At 61.4% G+C, this 18822-nt stretch carries 17 protein-coding genes and 2 pseudogenes; 12 read left to right on the top strand and 7 right to left on the bottom strand.

Annotated features, from left to right (window positions below; translation table 11 throughout):
* The first annotated feature begins 162 nt into the window (after positions 1 to 162).
* From hisD to ACZ1HK_RS18710, 7 genes and pseudogenes are all read left to right on the top strand, one after another.
* On the top strand, positions 163 to 1470 hold the full coding sequence (gene hisD / locus ACZ1HK_RS18740) for a histidinol dehydrogenase (RefSeq protein ID WP_472629964.1): 1308 nt from the start codon (positions 163 to 165) through the stop codon (positions 1468 to 1470).
* Positions 1470 to 2231, top strand: coding sequence for an SDR family NAD(P)-dependent oxidoreductase (locus ACZ1HK_RS18735; RefSeq protein ID WP_472629963.1), 762 nt, complete (start codon positions 1470 to 1472; stop codon positions 2229 to 2231). Before hisD ends, ACZ1HK_RS18735 begins: the two co-directional genes overlap by 1 nt.
* Positions 2228 to 3213: pseudogene (locus ACZ1HK_RS18730) on the top strand (alcohol dehydrogenase catalytic domain-containing protein). Before ACZ1HK_RS18735 ends, ACZ1HK_RS18730 begins: the two are co-directional and overlap by 4 nt.
* Before the next feature lie 30 nt (positions 3214 to 3243).
* Positions 3244 to 3657: a universal stress protein gene (locus tag ACZ1HK_RS18725; protein WP_472629962.1), complete on the top strand. Its 414-nt coding sequence runs from the start codon at positions 3244 to 3246 to the stop codon at positions 3655 to 3657.
* A 52-nt stretch (positions 3658 to 3709) separates the two neighbouring features.
* Positions 3710 to 4216, top strand: a complete 507-nt coding sequence (locus ACZ1HK_RS18720; protein WP_472629961.1) for a sulfopyruvate decarboxylase subunit alpha — start codon at positions 3710 to 3712, stop codon at positions 4214 to 4216.
* Complete coding sequence (gene comE, locus ACZ1HK_RS18715; RefSeq protein WP_472629960.1) at positions 4213 to 4767, top strand: sulfopyruvate decarboxylase subunit beta; 555 nt, start codon at positions 4213 to 4215, stop codon at positions 4765 to 4767. Before ACZ1HK_RS18720 ends, comE begins: the two co-directional genes overlap by 4 nt.
* 1 nt (position 4768) lies before the next feature.
* A complete protein-coding gene (locus ACZ1HK_RS18710; RefSeq protein ID WP_472629959.1) occupies positions 4769 to 5929 on the top strand; it encodes an alpha-hydroxy acid oxidase in 1161 nt (386 codons plus the stop codon).
* Here ACZ1HK_RS18710 and otnK read toward each other — a convergent pair.
* The 6 genes and pseudogenes from otnK to ACZ1HK_RS18680 form a co-directional block, all read right to left on the bottom strand.
* A complete protein-coding gene (gene otnK, locus ACZ1HK_RS18705) occupies positions 5864 to 7084 on the bottom strand; it encodes a 3-oxo-tetronate kinase (protein ID WP_472629958.1) in 1221 nt (406 codons plus the stop codon). The genes ACZ1HK_RS18710 and otnK overlap by 66 nt on opposite strands.
* Entirely contained in the window at positions 7081 to 7878 is a 798-nt protein-coding gene (locus tag ACZ1HK_RS18700; RefSeq protein WP_472629957.1) for an N-acyl homoserine lactonase family protein, read from the bottom strand. The genes otnK and ACZ1HK_RS18700 overlap by 4 nt, the downstream gene beginning before the upstream one ends.
* Positions 7875 to 8165: a putative quinol monooxygenase gene (locus ACZ1HK_RS18695; RefSeq protein ID WP_472629956.1), complete on the bottom strand. Its 291-nt coding sequence runs from the start codon at positions 8163 to 8165 to the stop codon at positions 7875 to 7877. Before ACZ1HK_RS18695 ends, ACZ1HK_RS18700 begins: the two co-directional genes overlap by 4 nt.
* Positions 8165 to 9675, bottom strand: a pseudogene (locus ACZ1HK_RS18690) (tripartite tricarboxylate transporter permease). The gene ACZ1HK_RS18695 and the pseudogene ACZ1HK_RS18690 overlap by 1 nt, the downstream one beginning before the upstream one ends.
* Positions 9676 to 9678: 3 nt before the next feature.
* Complete coding sequence (locus ACZ1HK_RS18685) at positions 9679 to 10374, bottom strand: hypothetical protein (RefSeq protein WP_472629955.1); 696 nt, start codon at positions 10372 to 10374, stop codon at positions 9679 to 9681.
* A gap of 176 nt (positions 10375 to 10550) precedes the next feature.
* On the bottom strand, positions 10551 to 11558 hold the full coding sequence (locus tag ACZ1HK_RS18680) for a Bug family tripartite tricarboxylate transporter substrate binding protein (RefSeq protein WP_472629954.1): 1008 nt from the start codon (positions 11556 to 11558) through the stop codon (positions 10551 to 10553).
* Positions 11559 to 11683: 125 nt separating this feature from the next.
* Between ACZ1HK_RS18680 and ACZ1HK_RS18675 the strand changes: the two genes are divergently transcribed.
* The 3 genes from ACZ1HK_RS18675 (at position 11684) to ACZ1HK_RS18665 (ending at position 14470) form a co-directional block, all read left to right on the top strand.
* Positions 11684 to 12766 (top strand): isocitrate/isopropylmalate dehydrogenase family protein, encoded by a 1083-nt coding sequence (locus ACZ1HK_RS18675; protein WP_472629953.1) that lies wholly within the window; start codon positions 11684 to 11686, stop codon positions 12764 to 12766.
* A complete protein-coding gene (locus tag ACZ1HK_RS18670; RefSeq protein WP_472629952.1) occupies positions 12763 to 13794 on the top strand; it encodes a Gfo/Idh/MocA family protein in 1032 nt (343 codons plus the stop codon). Before ACZ1HK_RS18675 ends, ACZ1HK_RS18670 begins: the two co-directional genes overlap by 4 nt.
* Positions 13795 to 13924: 130 nt before the next feature.
* Positions 13925 to 14470, top strand: a complete 546-nt coding sequence (locus ACZ1HK_RS18665) for a GntR family transcriptional regulator (protein ID WP_472629951.1) — start codon at positions 13925 to 13927, stop codon at positions 14468 to 14470.
* 48 nt (positions 14471 to 14518) lie between these two features.
* On the opposite strand, the gene ACZ1HK_RS18660 is transcribed toward ACZ1HK_RS18665, so the two are convergent.
* The gene (locus tag ACZ1HK_RS18660) at positions 14519 to 15394 is read right to left on the bottom strand and encodes a LysR family transcriptional regulator (protein WP_472629950.1); all 876 of its coding nucleotides are present in this window, start codon (positions 15392 to 15394) and stop codon (positions 14519 to 14521) included.
* 129 nt (positions 15395 to 15523) lie between these two features.
* On the opposite strand from ACZ1HK_RS18660, the gene urtA reads away from it, so the two are divergent.
* The gene (gene urtA / locus ACZ1HK_RS18655; RefSeq protein ID WP_472629949.1) at positions 15524 to 16789 is read left to right on the top strand and encodes an urea ABC transporter substrate-binding protein; all 1266 of its coding nucleotides are present in this window, start codon (positions 15524 to 15526) and stop codon (positions 16787 to 16789) included.
* Between the two features lie 70 nt (positions 16790 to 16859).
* Positions 16860 to 18821, top strand: coding sequence for an urea ABC transporter permease subunit UrtB (gene urtB, locus ACZ1HK_RS18650; protein ID WP_472629948.1), 1962 nt, complete (start codon positions 16860 to 16862; stop codon positions 18819 to 18821).
* Position 18822: the final 1 nt, after the last annotated feature.

Raw genomic sequence — 18822 nt, 5'->3', positions numbered from 1 at the left:
TGGTCGCCATGAAACAGGGCTTGTGTTGGTCGTTGCCGGTCGAAAATGTAAGCGCTTGCATAATGAATGTGCAAGCGCTTACATGAGGCTGAGAGATTCGCCGTTTCGCAGCCCGCACGGCGCCACCGCCCCAGATTTTCGATCGATAGGACAACGCCGCCGATGACCCGCGAATATTTGAAGAAAGCGCAACTCACCTCAAAGTCGGATGCCTCGGACGTCCACGAGACGGTGCAGAGCATCCTTGCCGATATCGAGGCTGGCGGTGACGCAAAGGCGAAGGAATATGCCGCCAAGTTCGACAAGTACGACGGCAACATCATTCTGACCGCGGAAGAGATCGAGGCCGCGGCAGCGCAAGTGCCTGAAAAGCTCAAGGCCGATATCCGCTTTGCCCACGACAATGTGCGCCGCTTCGCCGAGGCGCAGAAAAGCACGCTCAGCGATGTGGAGGTCGAGATCGTACCGGGCTTCATTGCTGGCCAAAAGGCGATCCCGGTCGATACGGCAGGCTGTTACGTCCCCGGTGGCCGCTACAGCCATATCGCCAGCGCCATCATGACGGTGACGACGGCAAAGGTCGCGGGATGCAAACATATCGTTGCCACTTCGCCGCCCCGCCCCGGTGTTGGTGTCGCGCCTGCCATCATTTACGCGGCCCATATCTGCGGCGCGGACACCATCATGGCACTTGGCGGCGTGCAGGGCGTGGCCGCAATGAGCTTTGGCCTGTTTGGTCTGCCAAAGGCCAACATCCTTGTCGGGCCGGGCAACCAGTTCGTCGCCGAAGCCAAACGCATCCTGTTTGGGCGTGTTGGCATCGACATGATCGCCGGACCAACCGACAGCCTGATCCTCGCTGACAAGACGGCGGACGCACATATCGTTGCCACGGATTTGGTGAGCCAGGCCGAGCATGGCTATAACTCACCGGTTTGGCTGGTCACAGACGACCGCGATCTGGCCGAGAAGGTCATGGCGCTGGTCCCCGGCCTGATCGACGACCTGCCCGAGACCAACCGTGAAAACGCGACCGCGGCCTGGCGTGACTATGCCGAGGTGATCATTTGCGAGGACCGTGAAGATATGGCCGCCTGTTCCGACGAATATGCGCCCGAGCATTTGACAGTGCAGGCCGACGATCTGGATTGGTGGAAAGACAGGCTGACCTGCTACGGCTCACTTTTCGTGGGCGAGGAAACAACGGTCTCCTACGGCGACAAAGCGACCGGGACGAACCATGTTCTTCCGACCTCAGGCGCTGCGTCCTACACGGGCGGCCTTTCAGTGCACAAATACATGAAGATCGTCACTTGGCAGCAAGCCACGCGCGAAGGCTCACGCGGTGTGGCCGAGGCGACCGCGCGCATCTCGCGCCTGGAAGGGATGGAGGGCCATGCCCGGGCGGCCGATGTGCGCCTGGCGAAATACTTCCCCGGCGAGAACTTTGATCTGAGCGCCGACGGCTGATGTCGGACACCTCGCGCCTCTTCGATCTGACGGGCCGCGTGGCCTGCGTCACCGGCGCCAGCGCCGGGCTGGGGCAACAGGCCGCCAGCGCGCTGGCCGATGCCGGGGCGCGGGTGGTCGCCGTGGCGCGCCGGGAAGAGGCCCTGCAAGACTGGGCAGATCGGACGGGCCCGCCAGCGGCCGTGGTGGCTGCCGATCTTTCGGATCGCAGTGCGCTGAACGACATCGCGGCCAGCGTGACGGCCCCGTTCGGACCACCGGACATCATCGTGCACGCCGCGGGCGTCAACACCCGCCAAGCTGCCGATGAGGTCACGCCGGACGGATGGGATCTGACTCTGAACCTGAACCTCGCAGCCCCTTTCTTTTTGACGCAGGCCTTCGTGCCGGCAATGAAAGACAAGGGCTGGGGACGCGTGGTGAATTTCGCATCGCTTCAGACGACGCGCGCGTTCCCGGGTGGGCTTGCCTATGGCGCGTCAAAGGCAGGCATCGGCCAATTGACCCGTGCCATGGCCGAAGCCTGGTCGGCATTTGGGATCAACATCAACGCCATCGGGCCGGGCTTTTTCCCCACGGAATTGACAGGCCCGGTCTTTGCCGACCCTGAACGCGCAGCGCGGAATGCGGCGCATACCTGCATGGGGCGCAATGGCACGTTGGATGACATAGACGGCCCGCTTCTGTTCCTGTGCTCCGAGGCCAGCGCCTATGTCACAGGGCAGGTTCTGATGGTCGACGGGGGGTTCACAGCGAAATGAAGGCCCTGATTTACGATGGTGTTGAAACCCTGGGGTTCCGGGATACCGAGATGGCCGTTCCCGGTCCGGGGGAGCATCTGATCCGGGTGGAGGCTGCTGGCATCTGCGGCTCAGACATGCATGCCTATCTTGGCCATGACGCCCGACGGCCCGCGCCCCTGATCCTTGGCCATGAAGCGGCTGGCGTTATCGTGGGCGGCCCGCAAGACGGGCGGCGTGTGACGATCAATCCGCTTGTGACCAACCCCGACAGTGCCGCCAGCCGAGCCGGGCGCGAAAACCTGTGTCCGGATCGTCAGATCATCTCCATGCCTCCGCGCGAAGGGGCGTTTGCGCAATTCGTGGCTATGCCGGAAGACAATCTGGTGACTGTGCCGGACACCGTGTCGCTGGCAAAGGCCGCATTGGCCGAACCGCTTGCTGTCAGCTGGCACGCGGCGCGCCTGGCGCTCGAGGCGCTGCACCCAACCATGGAGAAACGCGCCCTTGTGATCGGGGGCGGCGCCATAGGTCTGGCCGCAGCCCTGGCCCTTCGCGCCATGGGGTGCCGTGAGACGCTGATCGTTGAGCCGAACGAGACCCGCAGACACTTCCTGCAAGACCAATGCGCGGAGGCCGTGGCCGACGCGATCCCTGCGGATGCGCTCTACCCCGTCGTTATTGACGCGGTTGGGTACGAGGCGACGCGCGCCGCTGCCTCTGCCCATGCATCACCGGGGGTGTGATCGCCCATGTCGGGCTTGGCTCGGATGCAGGCGGCCTGGATATCCGGCGCATGACGTTGCAGGAGATCACGTTCATCGGAACCTACACCTACACCAAGCAGGATTTCCGCGACACGGCGGCCGCCCTTTTTGAGGGTCGTCTCGGTCCGCTGGACTGGACGGAAGACCGCCCCCTGTCTGATGGAGCCGCCGCCTTTGCCGACATTCGCGCAGGCCGCGTGGCCGCCCCGAAAATCATCCTGCGTCCCAACGCGTAAACCCAACCGCCGAACGGAGACACCGCCACCATGTATAAGCATATCATGATCGCAATGGCCCTCGACCACGGCTATGGACCGCAGGCGCTGAAACTGGCGCACTGTCTTTTGGCTGACGGGGGCCAGATCACGGCACTCCATGTCTTTGAGGAACCGCAGGGAACTGTGAACGCCTGGATCGACGCCGATATCTCAAACGCCGCGTTTGAGGCCGCACAGGCAAAAATGGCTGACCGCATGGCCAATGTGCCCAATGCCAAGGGTGTCGCCGTGAAGGGCCATGGGGGGCGCACGATCATTGATGCAGCCAAGGCCGAAGGGGCCGATCTGATCATCATGGGTTCCCACCGCCCTGAGCTTGTCGATTTCCTTCTGGGATCCACAGCATCGCGGGTCGTGCGCCACGCCCATTGCGCGGTCCACGTCCTGCGCGACACTGTCTAAGCCGTCTTACCGCAACAGCCCGCCGCTTGGGCCATCAGGAGCATCGAAACAAGTGAACATTTCCAAGAAGCTCGTTGACGATTTCGTCGCCAACGACGTGTCCTTCATCACCACCGTGCCGTGCAAACAGCTGGCCGGGGTGATCGACGAAGTCGAAGCCCGGCCCGAGATCTTCCACATCCCGTCGAACAAGGAAGACGAGGGGATGGGCCTGTGCGCCGGGGCGTGGATGGGCGGCAAGCGCCCGGCCATCATCATGCAGAACACCGCCATTGGCGTGACGATCAACACGCTTGCCACGCTGACGCAGTACTACCGGATGCCGCTACCGATCCTGATTTCGTACCGGGGTGAGCTGCGCGAACCGGTTGCCTGTCAGGTGGAAATGGCCGTGCACACAAAGGCCCTGCTGAACCAGATGCTGATCCCGACCTACCATTTCCACAAGGAATCGGACGCGGAAGAGTTCGACGAAATCCTGAAATACACCTTTATGGCAAACAAACCCGTGGCGATCCTGACGGATGCCTCTTTCTGGGGAGGCTATGGCGACCAATGATCCGTTCCGAAATCCTGCGCGAGATCGCGCCCATCCTTCGTGACCAACTGGTTGTCTGCAATATTGGCATTCCGTCCCAGGAACTGCATGCAATCGACGATCAGCCGACGAATTTCTACATGCTCGGCACCATGGGTCTGGCGTCGTCCATCGGCCTTGGCCTCGCACTGTCGCAGCCCAAGCCGGTTGTCGTGATCGACGGCGACGGCTCGGTCCTGACGAACCTCGGCACCCTGCCCACCATCGGCAACAATTGCCCGGACAACTACATTCTGATGATCATCGACAATGGCTCGTACGGGTCCACCGGCGATCAGCCCACCTATACGGGTCGCAAGACCGACCTTGCGGGCATGGCGCGCGCGGCGGGCTGTGACAACGTGGTCGAGGTGCAGGATGTGGATACCGGCGACGCGCTGCAAGCCGCCCTCGATAGCGGCAAAGGCACCGTGATGATCGTGAAATGCGACAGCGGCAATGCCAAGATGCCTGTCATCACGATGGACCCGGTCATCATCCGCGACCGTTTCATGAAAGCCGTGGCCAGCTAACATGGCCCCGGCAATCCATTCCAGCGCGGACGCGCGGCGCATTGCGAAGCGGCGTCTGCCCTGGATGGTGTTCGACTATATCGACGGCGCAGCGGGGGCGGAAACGGGGGCGGATCGCAACCGAGCCGCCTTTGACGCGCTCACCCTGCGGCCCCGCATTCTGCGCGATGTCAGTCAGCGGGATTTGTCATCCACCCTATTTGGCAAGACAACAAAGGCCCCGTTCGGCATCTCGCCCATGGGGATGTGCAATCTGTCCGGCCCCGGCGCAGACCTGATGCTGGCACGCCTGGCGGCGCGCGAAGAGGTGCCGTTGGGTGTGTCCACCGTATCCTCCACGCCGCTGGAAGATATTATAGAAGAAGCACAAGGCTATGCATGGTTCCAGCTCTACTTCTCGGGCGATGGAACAGAGACGTTCAAACTGGTCGAGCGTGCAAAGTCGGCAGGCTACGAGACGTTAGTTCTGACCGTCGATGTGCCGGAGGTTGGCCGTCGCCCCCGCGAGTTACGCCACGGCTTCACCTTGCCCTTCCGCATCGGCCCTTGGCAGTTCCTCGATTTTGCGCTGCACCCGCGGTGGTCCATCACCTCGCTGCTGGCGGGCAAGCCCGATATGGCGAATTTCCGGATGAATGGCTTCAGCTTTGACCGCAAGGCCAGCCGGGCCAAGGCGGATTGGGATACGCTCAAGAAATTGCGGGATGCATGGCCGGGCAATCTGGTCGTCAAAGGCGTGTTGGACCCCGAGGATGCCGGACAACTGAAGGCCGAGGGCGTTGACGCAATTCAGGTTTCAAGCCACGGCGCGCGGCAACTGGAAAGCGCCCCTGCCCCCATCTCTGTTCTGCCCGCGATCCGCGAGGCGGTCGGCCCCGATTACCCCCTGTTCTTCGACACCGGCCTGCGCAGCGGCGAGGATGTCGTGAAGGCGTATATGCAGGGCGCGAATTTCGCCTTTCTGGGGCGCATCCTGCAGTTCGCAATTGCGGCTGGAGGGGAAGAGGGTTTGGCGCAGCTTTGGTCGGTTCTGACTGCTGAGACCAGCATCACCCTGGCCCAGATCGGCGCGACCGAGATGCCGCGCCCCGCTAGATCAGTTTGCGACTTCCATCATCGCCAGTGCTTCGGCGAAAAAATCCGGGCCACCGAAATTCCCTGATTTCAGCGCCAGCGCTGTGCCATCGCTTTCAACCAATGGCACACCCGCCGCCGCGCGCGGCCCGATGTTGAGGACCTTGGCCCCAAGGCCCGAGACGACCGCGCCCGAGGTTTCGCCCCCTGCCACGACCAAGCGGCGGATGCCGACGTTGACAAGGGCGGGTGCTAGTGCTGCGAACAAGCCTTCGATTGCGTCAGCAGCCACGCCTGCCCCAAAGGCGGCTTGCGCCGCCCGCACCACGTCCGGATCAGCGGACGAGTAGATCAGCGGCGCCCGATCCTGTGCCATGACCCAATCAACCAGGTCCGCGACATTGTATTCGCTGTTCACCGCCTTTGCCGCGTCAATCTGAAAGGTGGGGGCCAAGGCAGAATAGGCGGCGACCTGGCCGCGCGTGGCCACACTGCACGAGCCTGAGAATACCGCCCCCGGCCCTGCAATGCCCGGCCAGTCCGGGGTCCGCGGCGCAATTCCAAAGTTGGCCGGCAATCCCAAGGCAATGCCGGACCCACCGCAAAGCAACGCTTCGCCCTTGGCGGCCCTGCCGATCTGGATCAGATCTTCGTCGGCAATCGCATCGGTGATCAAATGGGCCTGCACTTCCAGCGCGCGCCGGATGGCATCTGGCCCGTCACGCACGGTTTTGGCTGGAATATGCCCCACCGCGCGGTCCGCTTGGGCGGCAAGAACCCGGCGCAAATCCGGGTCTGTCATCGGGGTCAGCGGGTGATCCTGCATGCCGCTTTCGCTCAGCAAACGGTCCGCGACAAACAGATGGCCTTGATAAACGCTGCGCCCGTTCTCCGGGAAAGCCGGGCACACTATAACGGCCCCGGCGCCAAGATGGTCGGCCAATGCATCGAGGACCGGGCCAATATTCCCCTGCGGCGTGCTGTCGAAGGTCGAGCATATCTTGAAGATGAATTGCGTAGCGCCCTGGGCCTTGAGCCAGGAACAGGCCGCCAACGATTGCGCGACGGCGTCCTGCACCGGTGCGGTTCGCGATTTCAACGCAACGACCCCAGCCTCCAGCGTTGGGTCGCTGGGCCCTTCGGGTACGCCGATAAACTGGGCCACGCGCATTCCAGCCTCGGCCAGCGTCAGCGCAATATCGGACGCCCCGGTGAAATCATCCGCAATAACGCCAATTTTCATGTGGTGATCACCTTGTTTGGCCCGTGGTCGAGCCGGTGTATATGCGGCGCCATCGCCTGCGGAAAGTGCGCCCGGACGAGTGGATCATGGCCCGGAACGATCAAGCCAGGGGCAGAGGCAAGCATGTGCAATGTGTCGAACCCGTCGAGCATGTTTTGCAGATCGACGACGATTGGAAAAGGTTTCCGCGCGAAGACATTTTCATAGAAATGCGCCGCGTCCGAGGCCAGCACCAGCCAGCCCGCTTGCGTGCGCACCCGCACGCATTGCAAGCCGCGACTATGGCCGCCGATGCAATGGACGGTCACGCCATCCGCGATCTCCGCATCTCCGTGGTGGAAGATGACTTTGCCTGAATAGAGCCGGCGCACCGCTTCGCAGATATGCTCAGCCGTGAATGGCATGCGCAGGGTGTCGTGGCACATGCAAGGGCCGGTCGCGAACGCCATTTCAGCGGCTTGAAGGTGCAGTGTGGCGTTCGGGAACAGGTGCAACCCGCCCGCATGGTCATAGTGCAGATGGGTGACGATGACCTCAGTGATGTCGTCCGGTGCAAGACCCAAAGGCTCCAGCGCCGCCACAGGGTCCATGCGGATCGGGCGCCCCCGCGCATGGCCCTCTTCGGCATCATAGCCAGTGTCGACAAGGATCACCTCAGGCCCGCGGCGCAGCACCCAGATGAAGTAGTCCATCGCATGGGGTGCATCGTGATTGTCATCGAAAATGAAGCTGTCCGCCCGCGTGCGCGCGTTCCGGTCCGCGTATTTCAGGCTGTAGACCTCCCACTCGGTCATGGGCGGACCTCCGCGAATGTCCGGATGGACTTGGCACGCAACAGCGGGGCAACCGCCTGATCGAACGCAAGGAAATGCTCGGACGCCAGATGGGCGTCAAAGGCGGCCCGATCGGTGTAAAGCTCATACAGAAAGACTTTGCCCGGCCGCGCAGGATCGGTGCAGACGTCAAACCGAATGCACCCTTCTTCCGCGGTGCGCGAGGTTTCGGCACTAGCCAGCATCAGGTCCATGAAGGCCTCCGCCTCAGCCAGGTCAATCTCAAGGTCCACGGCTACTACATACATCAGACAGTCTTTCCACGAAGACGCGCAAAGGCGCGTTTGGCAAAAGGAAGTTGGCTCAAGACAAGGCTGATGTTCAAGACCAGCAGGACCCCCGCCACAGGGCGCGAGAAGAAGACCATCACATCCCCGCCCGAGATCAACAAGGATCTGCGGAAGGTCTCGTCAAACAAACCGCCCAGAATCACCCCAATGACCAGCGGCGCGATGGGAAACTTCAGCAGGTTCATAAAATAGGCGACAAATCCAACGCCAAGCATCAGGTAGAGGTCATTGATACCGCCGCCGACACTGAACGACCCGATGGTCGTCAGCACCATGACAATGGGCAGGAAAACGGTCCGCGGGATCGCCAGGATCTTGATAAAGACCTTCGCCGTGAAAAGCCCCATGAAGAACATCGTGAACGACGCCAGGACCATGATCGCGACAACGCGCAAAATGATGTCAGGGTCGATGGTTGGTCCGGGGATGATGTTGTTGATCTTGAACGCCCCCAACAGCGCCGCAGCCGGGGGGAGCCGGGAATACCGAGTACCAAAAGTGGAATAAGCGCGCCGCCGATACAGGCATTGTTGGCTGTCTCGGACGACAACAGCCCCTCAAGCGAGCCTTTCCCGAATTTGTGGCCTTCCTTGCTGACGGATTTGCCCACGCCGTAGCTGACCCAGCCTGCAACATCCTCACCCACGCCGGGTAAGGCGCCCACACCGGTGCCGATCACGCCCGACCGGGTGATGGTCGGCAGGTACCGGCGCACCGCGCGCCAGTTGGGCAGGATGCGGCCCTTCAGCTCCGTGATCTTGCCTGCATCCATGTGGCGCAGACCTTCGATGATCTGCGGCACCGCAAAGGCCCCCATCAGAACCGGCACCACCTGGAAGCCGCTCAGCATGTAAGACCAGCCGAATGTATAGCGCGGCTCGGACAAAAGCGGGTCCAGCCCGACCATGGCCATGGCAAGGCCAATCAGCCCCGCAATCCATCCCTTCACCACCAAATCCTCGGACATCAGCGTGCCGGACAGCAGGATGCCAAACAGCGCCAGAAGCGCCTTTTCAGGGCTTGCGATATTCTCGGACAGCAACAGCAGAACCCAGACGAAGACCAATAGCGCGAGCGTGCCGATCAGCGTGCCGATGAAGCTGCCTGTTGTGGTCAGGCCAAGCGCCTCCCCGCCCCGGCCTGCCTTGGCCAAGGGGTAGCCGTCCATCGCGGTGGCCGCACTGGCCGCCGTACCGGGAATATTGAGCAAGATGGACGGATAACTGCCGCCGTAAATGGCGCCGACATAGGCCCCAAGCAAAGCGATCAGCGAATAATCCAGCGGCACCTTGTTCCCGAAAAACCCCGTCAGGATGGTCACCGCCAGCGTCGCCGTCAGCCCGGGCAAGGCGCCAAAGGTGATGCCCAGAAAGACCGATACAATCAGGTAGATATACGTCAGCGGATCAATGATCAGCGCCCAAAGCGCCCCGCCAAAACCCGAAAGCTGGGTCAGGATGAAGTCCATCTCTTACTCCCTCCAGATCGGGCGGAGAGTGACGTAGTAATGATATTCGATCTGGCTAAAGATCACGCCGCCCCGGTTCGGCACGTTCTGCCGGAACCCGAAGGCCATCGCGCAGACCAGGATGACCGGCGTCAGGACCGCAATCACTGGTACGACTCGCAAGACCCGGTCACCGCGCCCGCAGATCAGCACCCAGAGGGTCAGCCCGGCCCAGGCAACCAGTGTCACGACGTCATCGTCATGCGCGCCCCATTCCGCTTGCGACAGGTGGGCCACGAAAGCGTAGACACCGCAGGCCGCCACAACAGCAGCGCACAGCACCATGCGCGCCACACGCCCGCCGTGAAACCCGAAGATCAACGCCGTGATCAGCAGGCCACTACTGGCGATGAAATCGACACGCGGGACCAGCCCGGCGATGTAGAAAAACAAGATGATCCCGATCGTGCTGAAACGCACAGCCTCGGTTCGGTCCCACCCGATCCCCATGGCGGACAAAGCTGTTTTCGCACCACCCGCCTTGATCGCAATCCGAAGCAGAACCAGCGATAGGATCAGCAGGGCAGTGAAAATTCCCAGTGGCACGATCGCGGCGGAATTGTACCAGGACGCGCCCGAGACCCCGGCCCGGTTGCCGCCGAAAAGGGGAATATCCAGGGTCCGCCACAGGAAGAAGACCGACAGGCCTATCAGCAGCAAAGACGCCCAGAAATCCCGCGCCCTCAAGATCGCGATGTCTTCGTCGGTGGGCGCGGTTTTGAGGGGCTTTCTTCAACAGCCGGGTCATTCATCGGATCAGCGTCCCATCACCTTGCTCAGAAATGCAGCGCCAGGGGAGCCCGGCGCCGCAGAATGTCACGTTCCAGATTGAGAAATCAGGGCCGTTCGATCCCCAGGCTGGCAGGATCAACGGTTGTCGCGCCAAGCTCTTGCAGGGTGTAGGCAAAGTTGGCCTCCAACGTTGAGAAGATGGCTTGCGCCTCTTCGCCGTATTGGCCGCCGACAGTGTAGTTGTTCGCAGCCGCCCATTCGGCCACGACGTCCGACGCGATGGCTGCCTCAAAGGCTGCGCCAAGGGCCGCCTTCACCTCGTCCGATGCGCTGTCATGTACGGCGAACCCGATGGCCTGCATCAGCGGCAGATACGCATCCAGGCCATCGTAGATATCAAACGCCGACGGCACGGTGATGCCCGCAATCTCGGCACTGTCTTCGGTCAGCATGGCAAGTGGGCGCAGCATGCCGCCTTCGATCAATGCTGCCTGCTCCGCCAGCGACGTCACGACTAGCGCAACCTCACCCGCAATCGCCGCTTCCTGACCGGACGCGGAGCCATCATAGGGCACGAACAGGAATTCGACATCCGCACCATTTTGGATCGCCAACAGGTTCAAATGGTGGATCGAGCCTGCACCCGAAGCTGCCGCTGGAATGGTTCCCGGCGCGTCCTGCGCGGCTGCGACCAGCTCTTCCAGCGTTGTGTAGGGGCTGTCTGCGGGCACCGAGATCAGGTCGGGCGATCCGCCAACAATGAACGGATACCAGAAATCAAAGCGCTGATCCCAGCCGCCCTGAACTGCCGCCGTCACATTTGATTCCGACAGCCCCACCAGCGTGTAGCCGTCATCGGGCTGGTTCATCACATAGACCATGCCGTTGGATCCGGCGACGCCACCGGTTTGGTTGATGACATTGATCGATACGGGCAGATGCGCCTCCATCTCGGCCATGATCATCCGGTTGATGCTGTCGGTGCCGCCGCCAGCGCCCCAAACCACGGCGGTGGTAATATCGCGGAACGGGTATTCTTGCGCAGTGGCGACAGTGCCGAGCCCCGCCGCTGCAATGGCCAGAGCCGCCAGTTTTCCGAGTTTGAAGTTCATTTGGTCGTCCTCCCAGACGCAAGCTGATATATGTTGCATTCATTTGCGTATGCATTAAATGATACGTTGTCAACTTCATCAACGGATACGTTCGCTTTTCCGTTTTGATCCGCTAAGAGGCCCAAATGACCAAGACCCTTGATATCGCAGTGTTCCACGGGGACGGGATCGGGCCAGAGATCATGAAACCAACGCTTCAAATACTGGAGCGTTTGGCTTGGGCGGCGCAGTCCTATGGGCTGACATTCCAGGACGCACCCGCGGGCGCATCGCACTATGCGCAGACCGGAGAATCACTGCCGCAAGCGTCCATGGATCTGGCGCGCAGCTGCGATGCGATCCTTCTCTCGGCGATGGGATTGCCGGATGTGCGCTACGACGATGGCACGGAAATCTCACCGCAGATTGATCTGCGCAAAGAGCTGTCCCTGTTTGCGGGCGTCCGCCCCGTGACCGTCAAGGCTGGCCAGCGCAGCCCACTCAATCTGCCGGCAGATCGCGAGATCGATTTTGTGCTGATCCGGGAAAGCACCGAAGGCCTGTTCTATTCGCAAGGCCGCGGCGAAGTTACAAAAGATGCAGCAACGGAAACGCTCCTGATCACACGCAGCGTCTCGGAAAAGCTGTTCCGTTTTGCTTTCGATCTGGCGAAGACGCGGAAAGAAACAGGCCGAAGCCCCGGCAAGGTCACTTGCGTCGACAAGGCAAATGTCTTCCGCGCCTTTGCCTTCTTTCGCGAGATTTTCGATGCCGAAGCGGCGCATCACCCCGAGATCACCGCAGATCATGCCTATGTTGACGCCACGGCGCTTTGGATGGTGCAAAAACCCTGGGACTTTGACGTGTTGGTGACAGAGAACATGTTCGGTGACATCCTGTCTGATCTTGGTGCCGGTCTTATGGGCGGGCTTGGCCTTGCGCCCTCAGCGGATATCGGCCTTGACCATGCTGTCTTTCAGCCCTGCCACGGGTCCGCCCCTGATATTGCCGGGCAGGGCACGGCCAACCCGTTTGCGATGATCCTGTCCGCGGCCATGATGCTGGACTGGCTTGGTCTGCGCCATGACATCCCCGAGATGCGCGCTGACGGCGACCGCTTGCGGCAGGCCGTTGACCAGGTTGTCGTGCGCGGCGACGTGCTGACCCGCGACCTTGGCGGCACCGCCAGCACGTCTGAGGCGGCAAACGCCGTGCTTCACGCCCTATGACGGCAAGCGCGTCCCTCCGTGTGGCCTGTGTTGGCGCGGGCTATTTCAGCCAGTTCCACTACAACAGCTGGTCACGGCTTGCGCGTGTCGATCTGGTCGGGTCCTGCGACCATGACCTTGCCTTGGCCCGCGCAACGGGGTGCCCGGCTTACGCAGACGTCGGCGCGATGCTGGATGAAACGGCCCCGGACCTGCTGGATATCATCCTACCTCCCATGGCGCAGGCTGACGTGATCCGGTCAGCCCTTGCGAATGGCGTCAAATGGATCATCTGCCAAAAGCCATTCGGCCTTGATCTGGCCGAGGCCGAAGCGCTCACAGATGCGGCACACCAAGCCGGCGCCACTCTCATCATCCACGAAAACTTTCGCTTCCAGCCGTGGTATCGCGCCATCAAGAAAAGCCTTGATGCAGGCCAAATCGGCGACGTCCAACAGATCAGCTTTCGCTTCCGGCCCGGCGATGGCCAGGGCCCGGACGCCTATCTCGACCGGCAGCCTTATTTCCGCGATATGCAGCGTTTCCTGATCCACGAGACGGCTGTGCATTTCATCGATACGTTCCGATACCTGCTTGGTGATCCGGTCGCGGTCTTCGCTGATCTGCGTCGCATCAACCCGTGCATTGCGGGCGAAGATGCGGGCTACGTCCTGTTCGAACATCCCAACAGCGTCCGCGCATTGTTTGACGGGAACCGCACTCTCGATCACCGGGCCGACAATTTGCGCCGCACGATGGGCGACGCGTTGGTCGAGGGATTGGAAGGCTCACTGCTGCTCCGCGGGGATGGCTCTGTTGCACTGCGACGCTTTGGCGATCAATCGGAGACGATCATCTGCCCGCCCGATACGCATGAGGGCTTTGGCGGCGATTGCGTTCACGCCTTGCAAAGCCATGTGGTTTCTGGCGTCTTGGACGGCGAACCGATTGAGAACAGGGCCGAAAGCTATCTGACCGTCCGGCGCATCGAAGAGACGATCTATGCCTCTGCTGCGACCGGGCAAAAACAGGCCGTGAAGCGAGCGTAACGATCCATGTCCGACAAACCTGCGTCCAGTTCTCAGCGTGCCTTGCATGAATTGCGCCAAAAGATTTTCGCGGGCGAACTGGCCGCCGGGTCAGACCATCTCGAGATCCGAGCTTGCCGAACAGTTGAATATGTCCCGCACCCCCGTGCGCGAAGCCGTCCTTATGTTGGAAAGCCAGGGCTTGCTGGAGATGCGCCCCCGCAAGGGCGTGCGCATCCGCCCCTTGGCACCGGAAGACATGGCCGAGATCTACGATATTCTGACCGAGTTGGAGAGCCTTGCCGCTGAACGCGCCGCGCAGGCCGATCTGGATGAGGATGAGTTAAAGGATCTCGCAAAGGCCATCGACGATATGGACATCGCAATCGCCCAATCGGATCTGGATGCGTGGGCCAATGCCGATGATCGGTTCCACGCAGAACTGGTCCGCTTGGGCCGCAACGAACGGATCATGAGCATCGTCCACATGATGAGCGATCAGGTTCGCCGCGCCCGGATGACCACCTTGTTCATGCGCCCTCTGCCCACGAAATCAAACGAAGACCATCGCCGCGTTTATCAGGCAATTAAGGACGGCGACGCCAAGACCGCGCGGGAAACCCACCGCGATCACCGCCGCGAAGCGAAGAAGATCATCGTCGATCTTCTACAAAAACACCGCCTGCGCTTTTTGTAGGCCAGACACGGCCCGATTCAGATAGAGGTTTCGCCAAACCAGCCTCGGTCACTCCGCAGCAACATCCAACAATTTCAACTGCAGCCCCGTCAGAAAAAGCTGTGCCGCCCGGGTCATCGGCACGCGCGCGGATCTGAGGACACAAAATTGCACGGCACCCAGATCAAGCGGCAGTGGGGCAATCTTCATTGGGCCGTACGCATTAGGCTGAAGGACGTCTGGAAAGATGGCGATACGATCGGTGTGCTGAAGATAGTCCACGGCCTGCGACGCAGGCAGGGATGAGACCGCATTGAGTTCAAGCCGATTTCGGCGCAGCAGATGGCTCAGCGCAATTCGGGATCCGGTTCCTTCCGGCGGCAGTAGAACGCGGGCCTTCGCAAGATCCCACAAGCCCGAAGGCACTGCAATTTGCCCCTCACTTTTCCACGCGCGCAGGCGCAGCAATTGGGCGTGCACAACTTCGGTGGCGTCGTCGGTGGCGGGGTTTGTCAGCAAGGCGAGGTCCACCTGCCGCTGGCGCAAGCTTTCAATGCCATCCTCACACCGGACTTCGAGCGTGAAGCCCGGATGGGCCGTTTCCATATCGGTGATCGCGGCGGAGAGGTGGCCTGCCAGAAGATCACTGCCCACGCTGATCCGCAACTCTCCTGTCTCGCCATCGCGCAAGCGGCCCAATTGCCGCTGCAACTCGCCGAATTCGATCAAATGGCGGTCGATCACGTCCAAAAGCAACTCACCCGCTTCGGACAATTCAACGCCAGAGGCCGTGCGCTGGAACACCGTGAACGACAGTTCTTCCTCAAAAGCTTGCACAGATCGATTCAGCGCCGAAGGGGAGACAGCCAATTCCTGCGCCGCCCGTCGGATCGAGCCACAGCGATGGATCATCTGGATCGCCCGATACATTTTTAGGTGCCGCATAAGGCACTTATAGGGGTGGTGCAAAAAACGCACAACAGAGCTGCAAAACAAATGGCAGACAACAACACCCCAATCCGTATCCATGTCGCTGCACGCGCGAAATACTTGTATACGCCTGAGGGGGCTCACATGAAAAAACTACTTCTCGCCAGCGCATTGTCGTTGGTGTCTGCCCATGCTGCATCCGCAGAAATCCGTGTTGGAATCTTGCACTCCCTGACCGGGACGATGGCCATTTCCGAAACCACGTTGCGCGACGTTATGCTGATGCTGATCGAACAACAGAACGCTGCCGGCGGCCTTCTGGGCGAAGAAATCGTGCCGGTTGTCGTCGATCCAGCCTCCGATTGGCCGCTGTTCGCCGAACGCGCGCGGGAACTTCTGACCGTGCATGAAGTCGACGTGATCTTCGGCGCCTGGACCTCCGTGTCGCGCAAGTCGGTCCTGCCGGTCATCGAAGAATTGAACGGGCTGATGTTCTACCCCGTCCAGTACGAGGGTGAAGAAAGCTCCCGCAACGTGTTCTACACCGGTGCTGCGCCCAACCAGCAGGCGATCCCGGCCGTCGACTACTTCCTGGAAGAGCTAGGCGTTGAAACCTTCGCGCTTCTGGGCACCGACTATGTCTACCCGCGCACGACCAACCGCATTCTTGAGCAATACTTGCTCGATGCGGGCATCCCGCAGGAAAACATCTTCGTCAACTACACCCCTTTCGGTCATTCCGACTGGTCCTCGATCGTCGCCGACGTTCAGGCCCTTGGCGAAGGCGGGCAGCAGGTTGGCGTAATCTCCACCATCAACGGTGACGCCAATATCGGCTTCTATAACGAGCTCGCCGCGGCGGGCATCGAAGCCGATGACATCCCCGTGGTGGCCTTCTCCGTGGGCGAAGAAGAGCTTGCTGGTCTAGATACTGGCCCCTTGGTCGGCCACCTGGCCGCGTGGAACTACTTCCAGTCCGCCGACACCCCCGAGAATGAGGCGTTCATCAGCGCCTGGCATGAGTTCATCGGCGATGAAAACCGCCCCACAAATGACCCGATGGAAGCCCACTATATTGGCTTCAACATGTGGGTTCAGGCTGTGGAGGCTGCGGGCACCACGGACGTCGACGCGGTGCGTGAGGCGATGTACGGCCTTGAGGTTCCGAACCTGACCGGCGGCACCGCAGTCATGCTGCCCAACCACCACCTCGCAAAGCCGGTCCTGATCGGTGAGATCGAGGCGGATGGCCAGTTCTCGATCATTTCCCAGACCGACCCTGTTCCGGGTGACGCCTGGACCGATTTCCTCCCGGAATCGGCGGTTCTGGTCAGCGATTGGCCGGGTCTGGAATGCGGCATGTACAACACCGAAACCGAGACCTGCGTTCAGATTCAGTCGAACTACTGATCGCCTTTCTTGCGGCGGGCTGCGCTTTGACGCGGCCCGCCATCACGACCCCCTGAGCAGGCCGCACCATATGCAACACCTTCTCCGCATCGCCATTATCGTGGCGATTTCGCTGTTCCTGACGCCAGCCGCACAGGCACAAGACCTGTCGCTGCAAGACATCCTCCAAGACCATGCCGAACAGATCGCAGACCCGTCGCGGCGCACCGTCGGCGAAACGCTCGATGCGCTGGTGGCCACGGGCCACCCCGATCTGCCCGGCTTTCTGACCCGCTGGCAGAACCGCGAAGCCTATCAGCGCGATGCGGATGGTTTGTTTGTCTATGTCGAGGATGAAGATGCCGATCCGCTTGTCCTTCTCGACATTTCAACGGGCGAGGCCGTCGGCACGGCAGGGTCGCGCGAAATCACGCAGTTGCGCCCAAATGGCGGTGTGCGCCGGGTGATCGGCGGGGCGCTGGTGCAATTCCAGCTGGGGGCGGACGATCCAGCCGTTCGCCTCGAAGCGCTGGATGCCATCGCCGACGATCCTGAGGAAAGCTACCTGCCTTTGGTCGAGGCGCGGCTGGAGGCCGAGGAAGACCCCGCGATCCGCGCCCGGCTGGAGGTTGCCTTGCCCGGCCTGATCATTGCCTTTGCCGAAGACGATCAAACCCGCGTCGACGCGATCCGCACGCTCGACGGCAATGTCAGCCTCGATGCACGCGCCACGTTGAACCGCATTCTGTCCACCCGCCGGGGCGTGGCCGAAGCGCTGCCCGAAGAGGCCAATATCGCCGCAATCCTGGAACCGGGCAGCCCTGCCCTCAGCCGCGATGACGCCTATGCTATGCTAGTGCAGTCTGACCTCGCCCCGCCACTGATCTCCCGCGCTGAACAGCGCGATGTGCTTGCCGCCAATATCGTGGATGGGCGCGTCGGCGGCGTGCCGGTCGCAACGCTCAACTCTGAAGAGGCCCGCGACACGGCTTACGCCGCCCTGGTCGACGCAAACCTCGCCGAACCCATCCCCACCTCGGCTGAGGTCGATGCAGCCCTCGCCGCCCACACCTTCTTTGATGCCTATACCGAACCCTCCGCCGCCGTGACACGGGCTGCGCGCACCACGCTCGACAGTATTGAGTCCCGCGTCGGCGTCTATCGCTTCTTCGACCTGTCGCTCGACGGCATTTCGCTGGCGTCGATCTACTTTCTGGCTGCCATCGGTCTCGCCATCACCTTCGGCGTCATGGGTGTGATCAACATGGCCCATGGGGAATTCATCATGATCGGCGCCTATACCGGCTATGTCGTGCAAACCTTGATCGCGGATTACACGCTTTCGATTGCCGTCGCCCTGCCGCTTGCGTTCCTTGTGACCTTCGCGCTTGGCGTTCTGATGGAACGCTCGGTCATCCGCTGGCTCTACCACCGCCCGCTGGAAACGCTGCTCGCGACCTTCGGCATTTCCATCGCGCTGCAACAGATCATCCGCCAGATCTTCGGCACGCAGGCCCGCCCCTTCACCCCGCCCGATTGGCTGGCCGGTGCGGTCACCGTGAACGACGTCATCTCCATCTCCTCGATCCGCATTGCGATCTTCATCCTGGGCGTGATCTTCTTCGTCCTGCTCTGGCTCATCCTCAACCGTACCCGGCTGGGGCTGGAGGTCCGCGCCGTCACGCAAAACCCCGCCATGGCGGCCTCCATGGGCATCAATCCTGACCGCATCAACATGATGACCTTCGGCCTGGGCTCAGGCATCGCGGGCGTGGCGGGCGTCGCCATCGGCCTTTTCGCGCAGGTCACACCCGACATGGGTGCGAACTACATCGTGCAAAGCTTCATGACCGTTGTGGTGGGCGGCGTCGGCAACATCTTCGGCACACTGATCGGGGCGGGCATGATCGGATCACTGCAAAAGGCCATCGAGTGGTTGAACCCAACCAACACGCTGGCCGCGCAAACCTACATGATCCTGTTCGTGATCCTCTTCATCCAGTTCCGACCGCGCGGTATCATCGCGCTCCGCGGCCGTGCTGCGGGGGATTGAG

Source organism: Gymnodinialimonas sp. JB5-7, from assembly GCF_055693405.1.
Note: the sequence above shows the minus strand (reverse complement) of the source record. Positions and strands in the feature narration are given on the sequence as shown.

Excerpts from the sequence above, each read along its gene's own strand:
- hisD (WP_472629964.1), top strand. The coding sequence starts at position 163 with ATGACCCGCGAATATTTGAAGAAAGCGCAACTCACCTCAAAGTCGGAT.
- ACZ1HK_RS18735 (WP_472629963.1), top strand. The coding sequence starts at position 1,470 with ATGTCGGACACCTCGCGCCTCTTCGATCTGACGGGCCGCGTGGCCTGC.
- ACZ1HK_RS18725 (WP_472629962.1), top strand. The coding sequence starts at position 3,244 with ATGTATAAGCATATCATGATCGCAATGGCCCTCGACCACGGCTATGGA.
- comE (WP_472629960.1), top strand. The coding sequence starts at position 4,213 with ATGATCCGTTCCGAAATCCTGCGCGAGATCGCGCCCATCCTTCGTGAC.
- ACZ1HK_RS18710 (WP_472629959.1), top strand. The coding sequence starts at position 4,769 with ATGGCCCCGGCAATCCATTCCAGCGCGGACGCGCGGCGCATTGCGAAG.
- otnK (WP_472629958.1), bottom strand. The coding sequence starts at position 7,084 with ATGAAAATTGGCGTTATTGCGGATGATTTCACCGGGGCGTCCGATATT.
- ACZ1HK_RS18700 (WP_472629957.1), bottom strand. The coding sequence starts at position 7,878 with ATGACCGAGTGGGAGGTCTACAGCCTGAAATACGCGGACCGGAACGCG.
- ACZ1HK_RS18695 (WP_472629956.1), bottom strand. The coding sequence starts at position 8,165 with ATGTATGTAGTAGCCGTGGACCTTGAGATTGACCTGGCTGAGGCGGAG.
- ACZ1HK_RS18680 (WP_472629954.1), bottom strand. The coding sequence starts at position 11,558 with ATGAACTTCAAACTCGGAAAACTGGCGGCTCTGGCCATTGCAGCGGCG.
- ACZ1HK_RS18675 (WP_472629953.1), top strand. The coding sequence starts at position 11,684 with ATGACCAAGACCCTTGATATCGCAGTGTTCCACGGGGACGGGATCGGG.
- ACZ1HK_RS18670 (WP_472629952.1), top strand. The coding sequence starts at position 12,763 with ATGACGGCAAGCGCGTCCCTCCGTGTGGCCTGTGTTGGCGCGGGCTAT.
- ACZ1HK_RS18665 (WP_472629951.1), top strand. The coding sequence starts at position 13,925 with ATGTCCCGCACCCCCGTGCGCGAAGCCGTCCTTATGTTGGAAAGCCAG.
- ACZ1HK_RS18660 (WP_472629950.1), bottom strand. The coding sequence starts at position 15,394 with ATGCGGCACCTAAAAATGTATCGGGCGATCCAGATGATCCATCGCTGT.
- urtA (WP_472629949.1), top strand. The coding sequence starts at position 15,524 with ATGAAAAAACTACTTCTCGCCAGCGCATTGTCGTTGGTGTCTGCCCAT.
- urtB (WP_472629948.1), top strand. The coding sequence starts at position 16,860 with ATGCAACACCTTCTCCGCATCGCCATTATCGTGGCGATTTCGCTGTTC.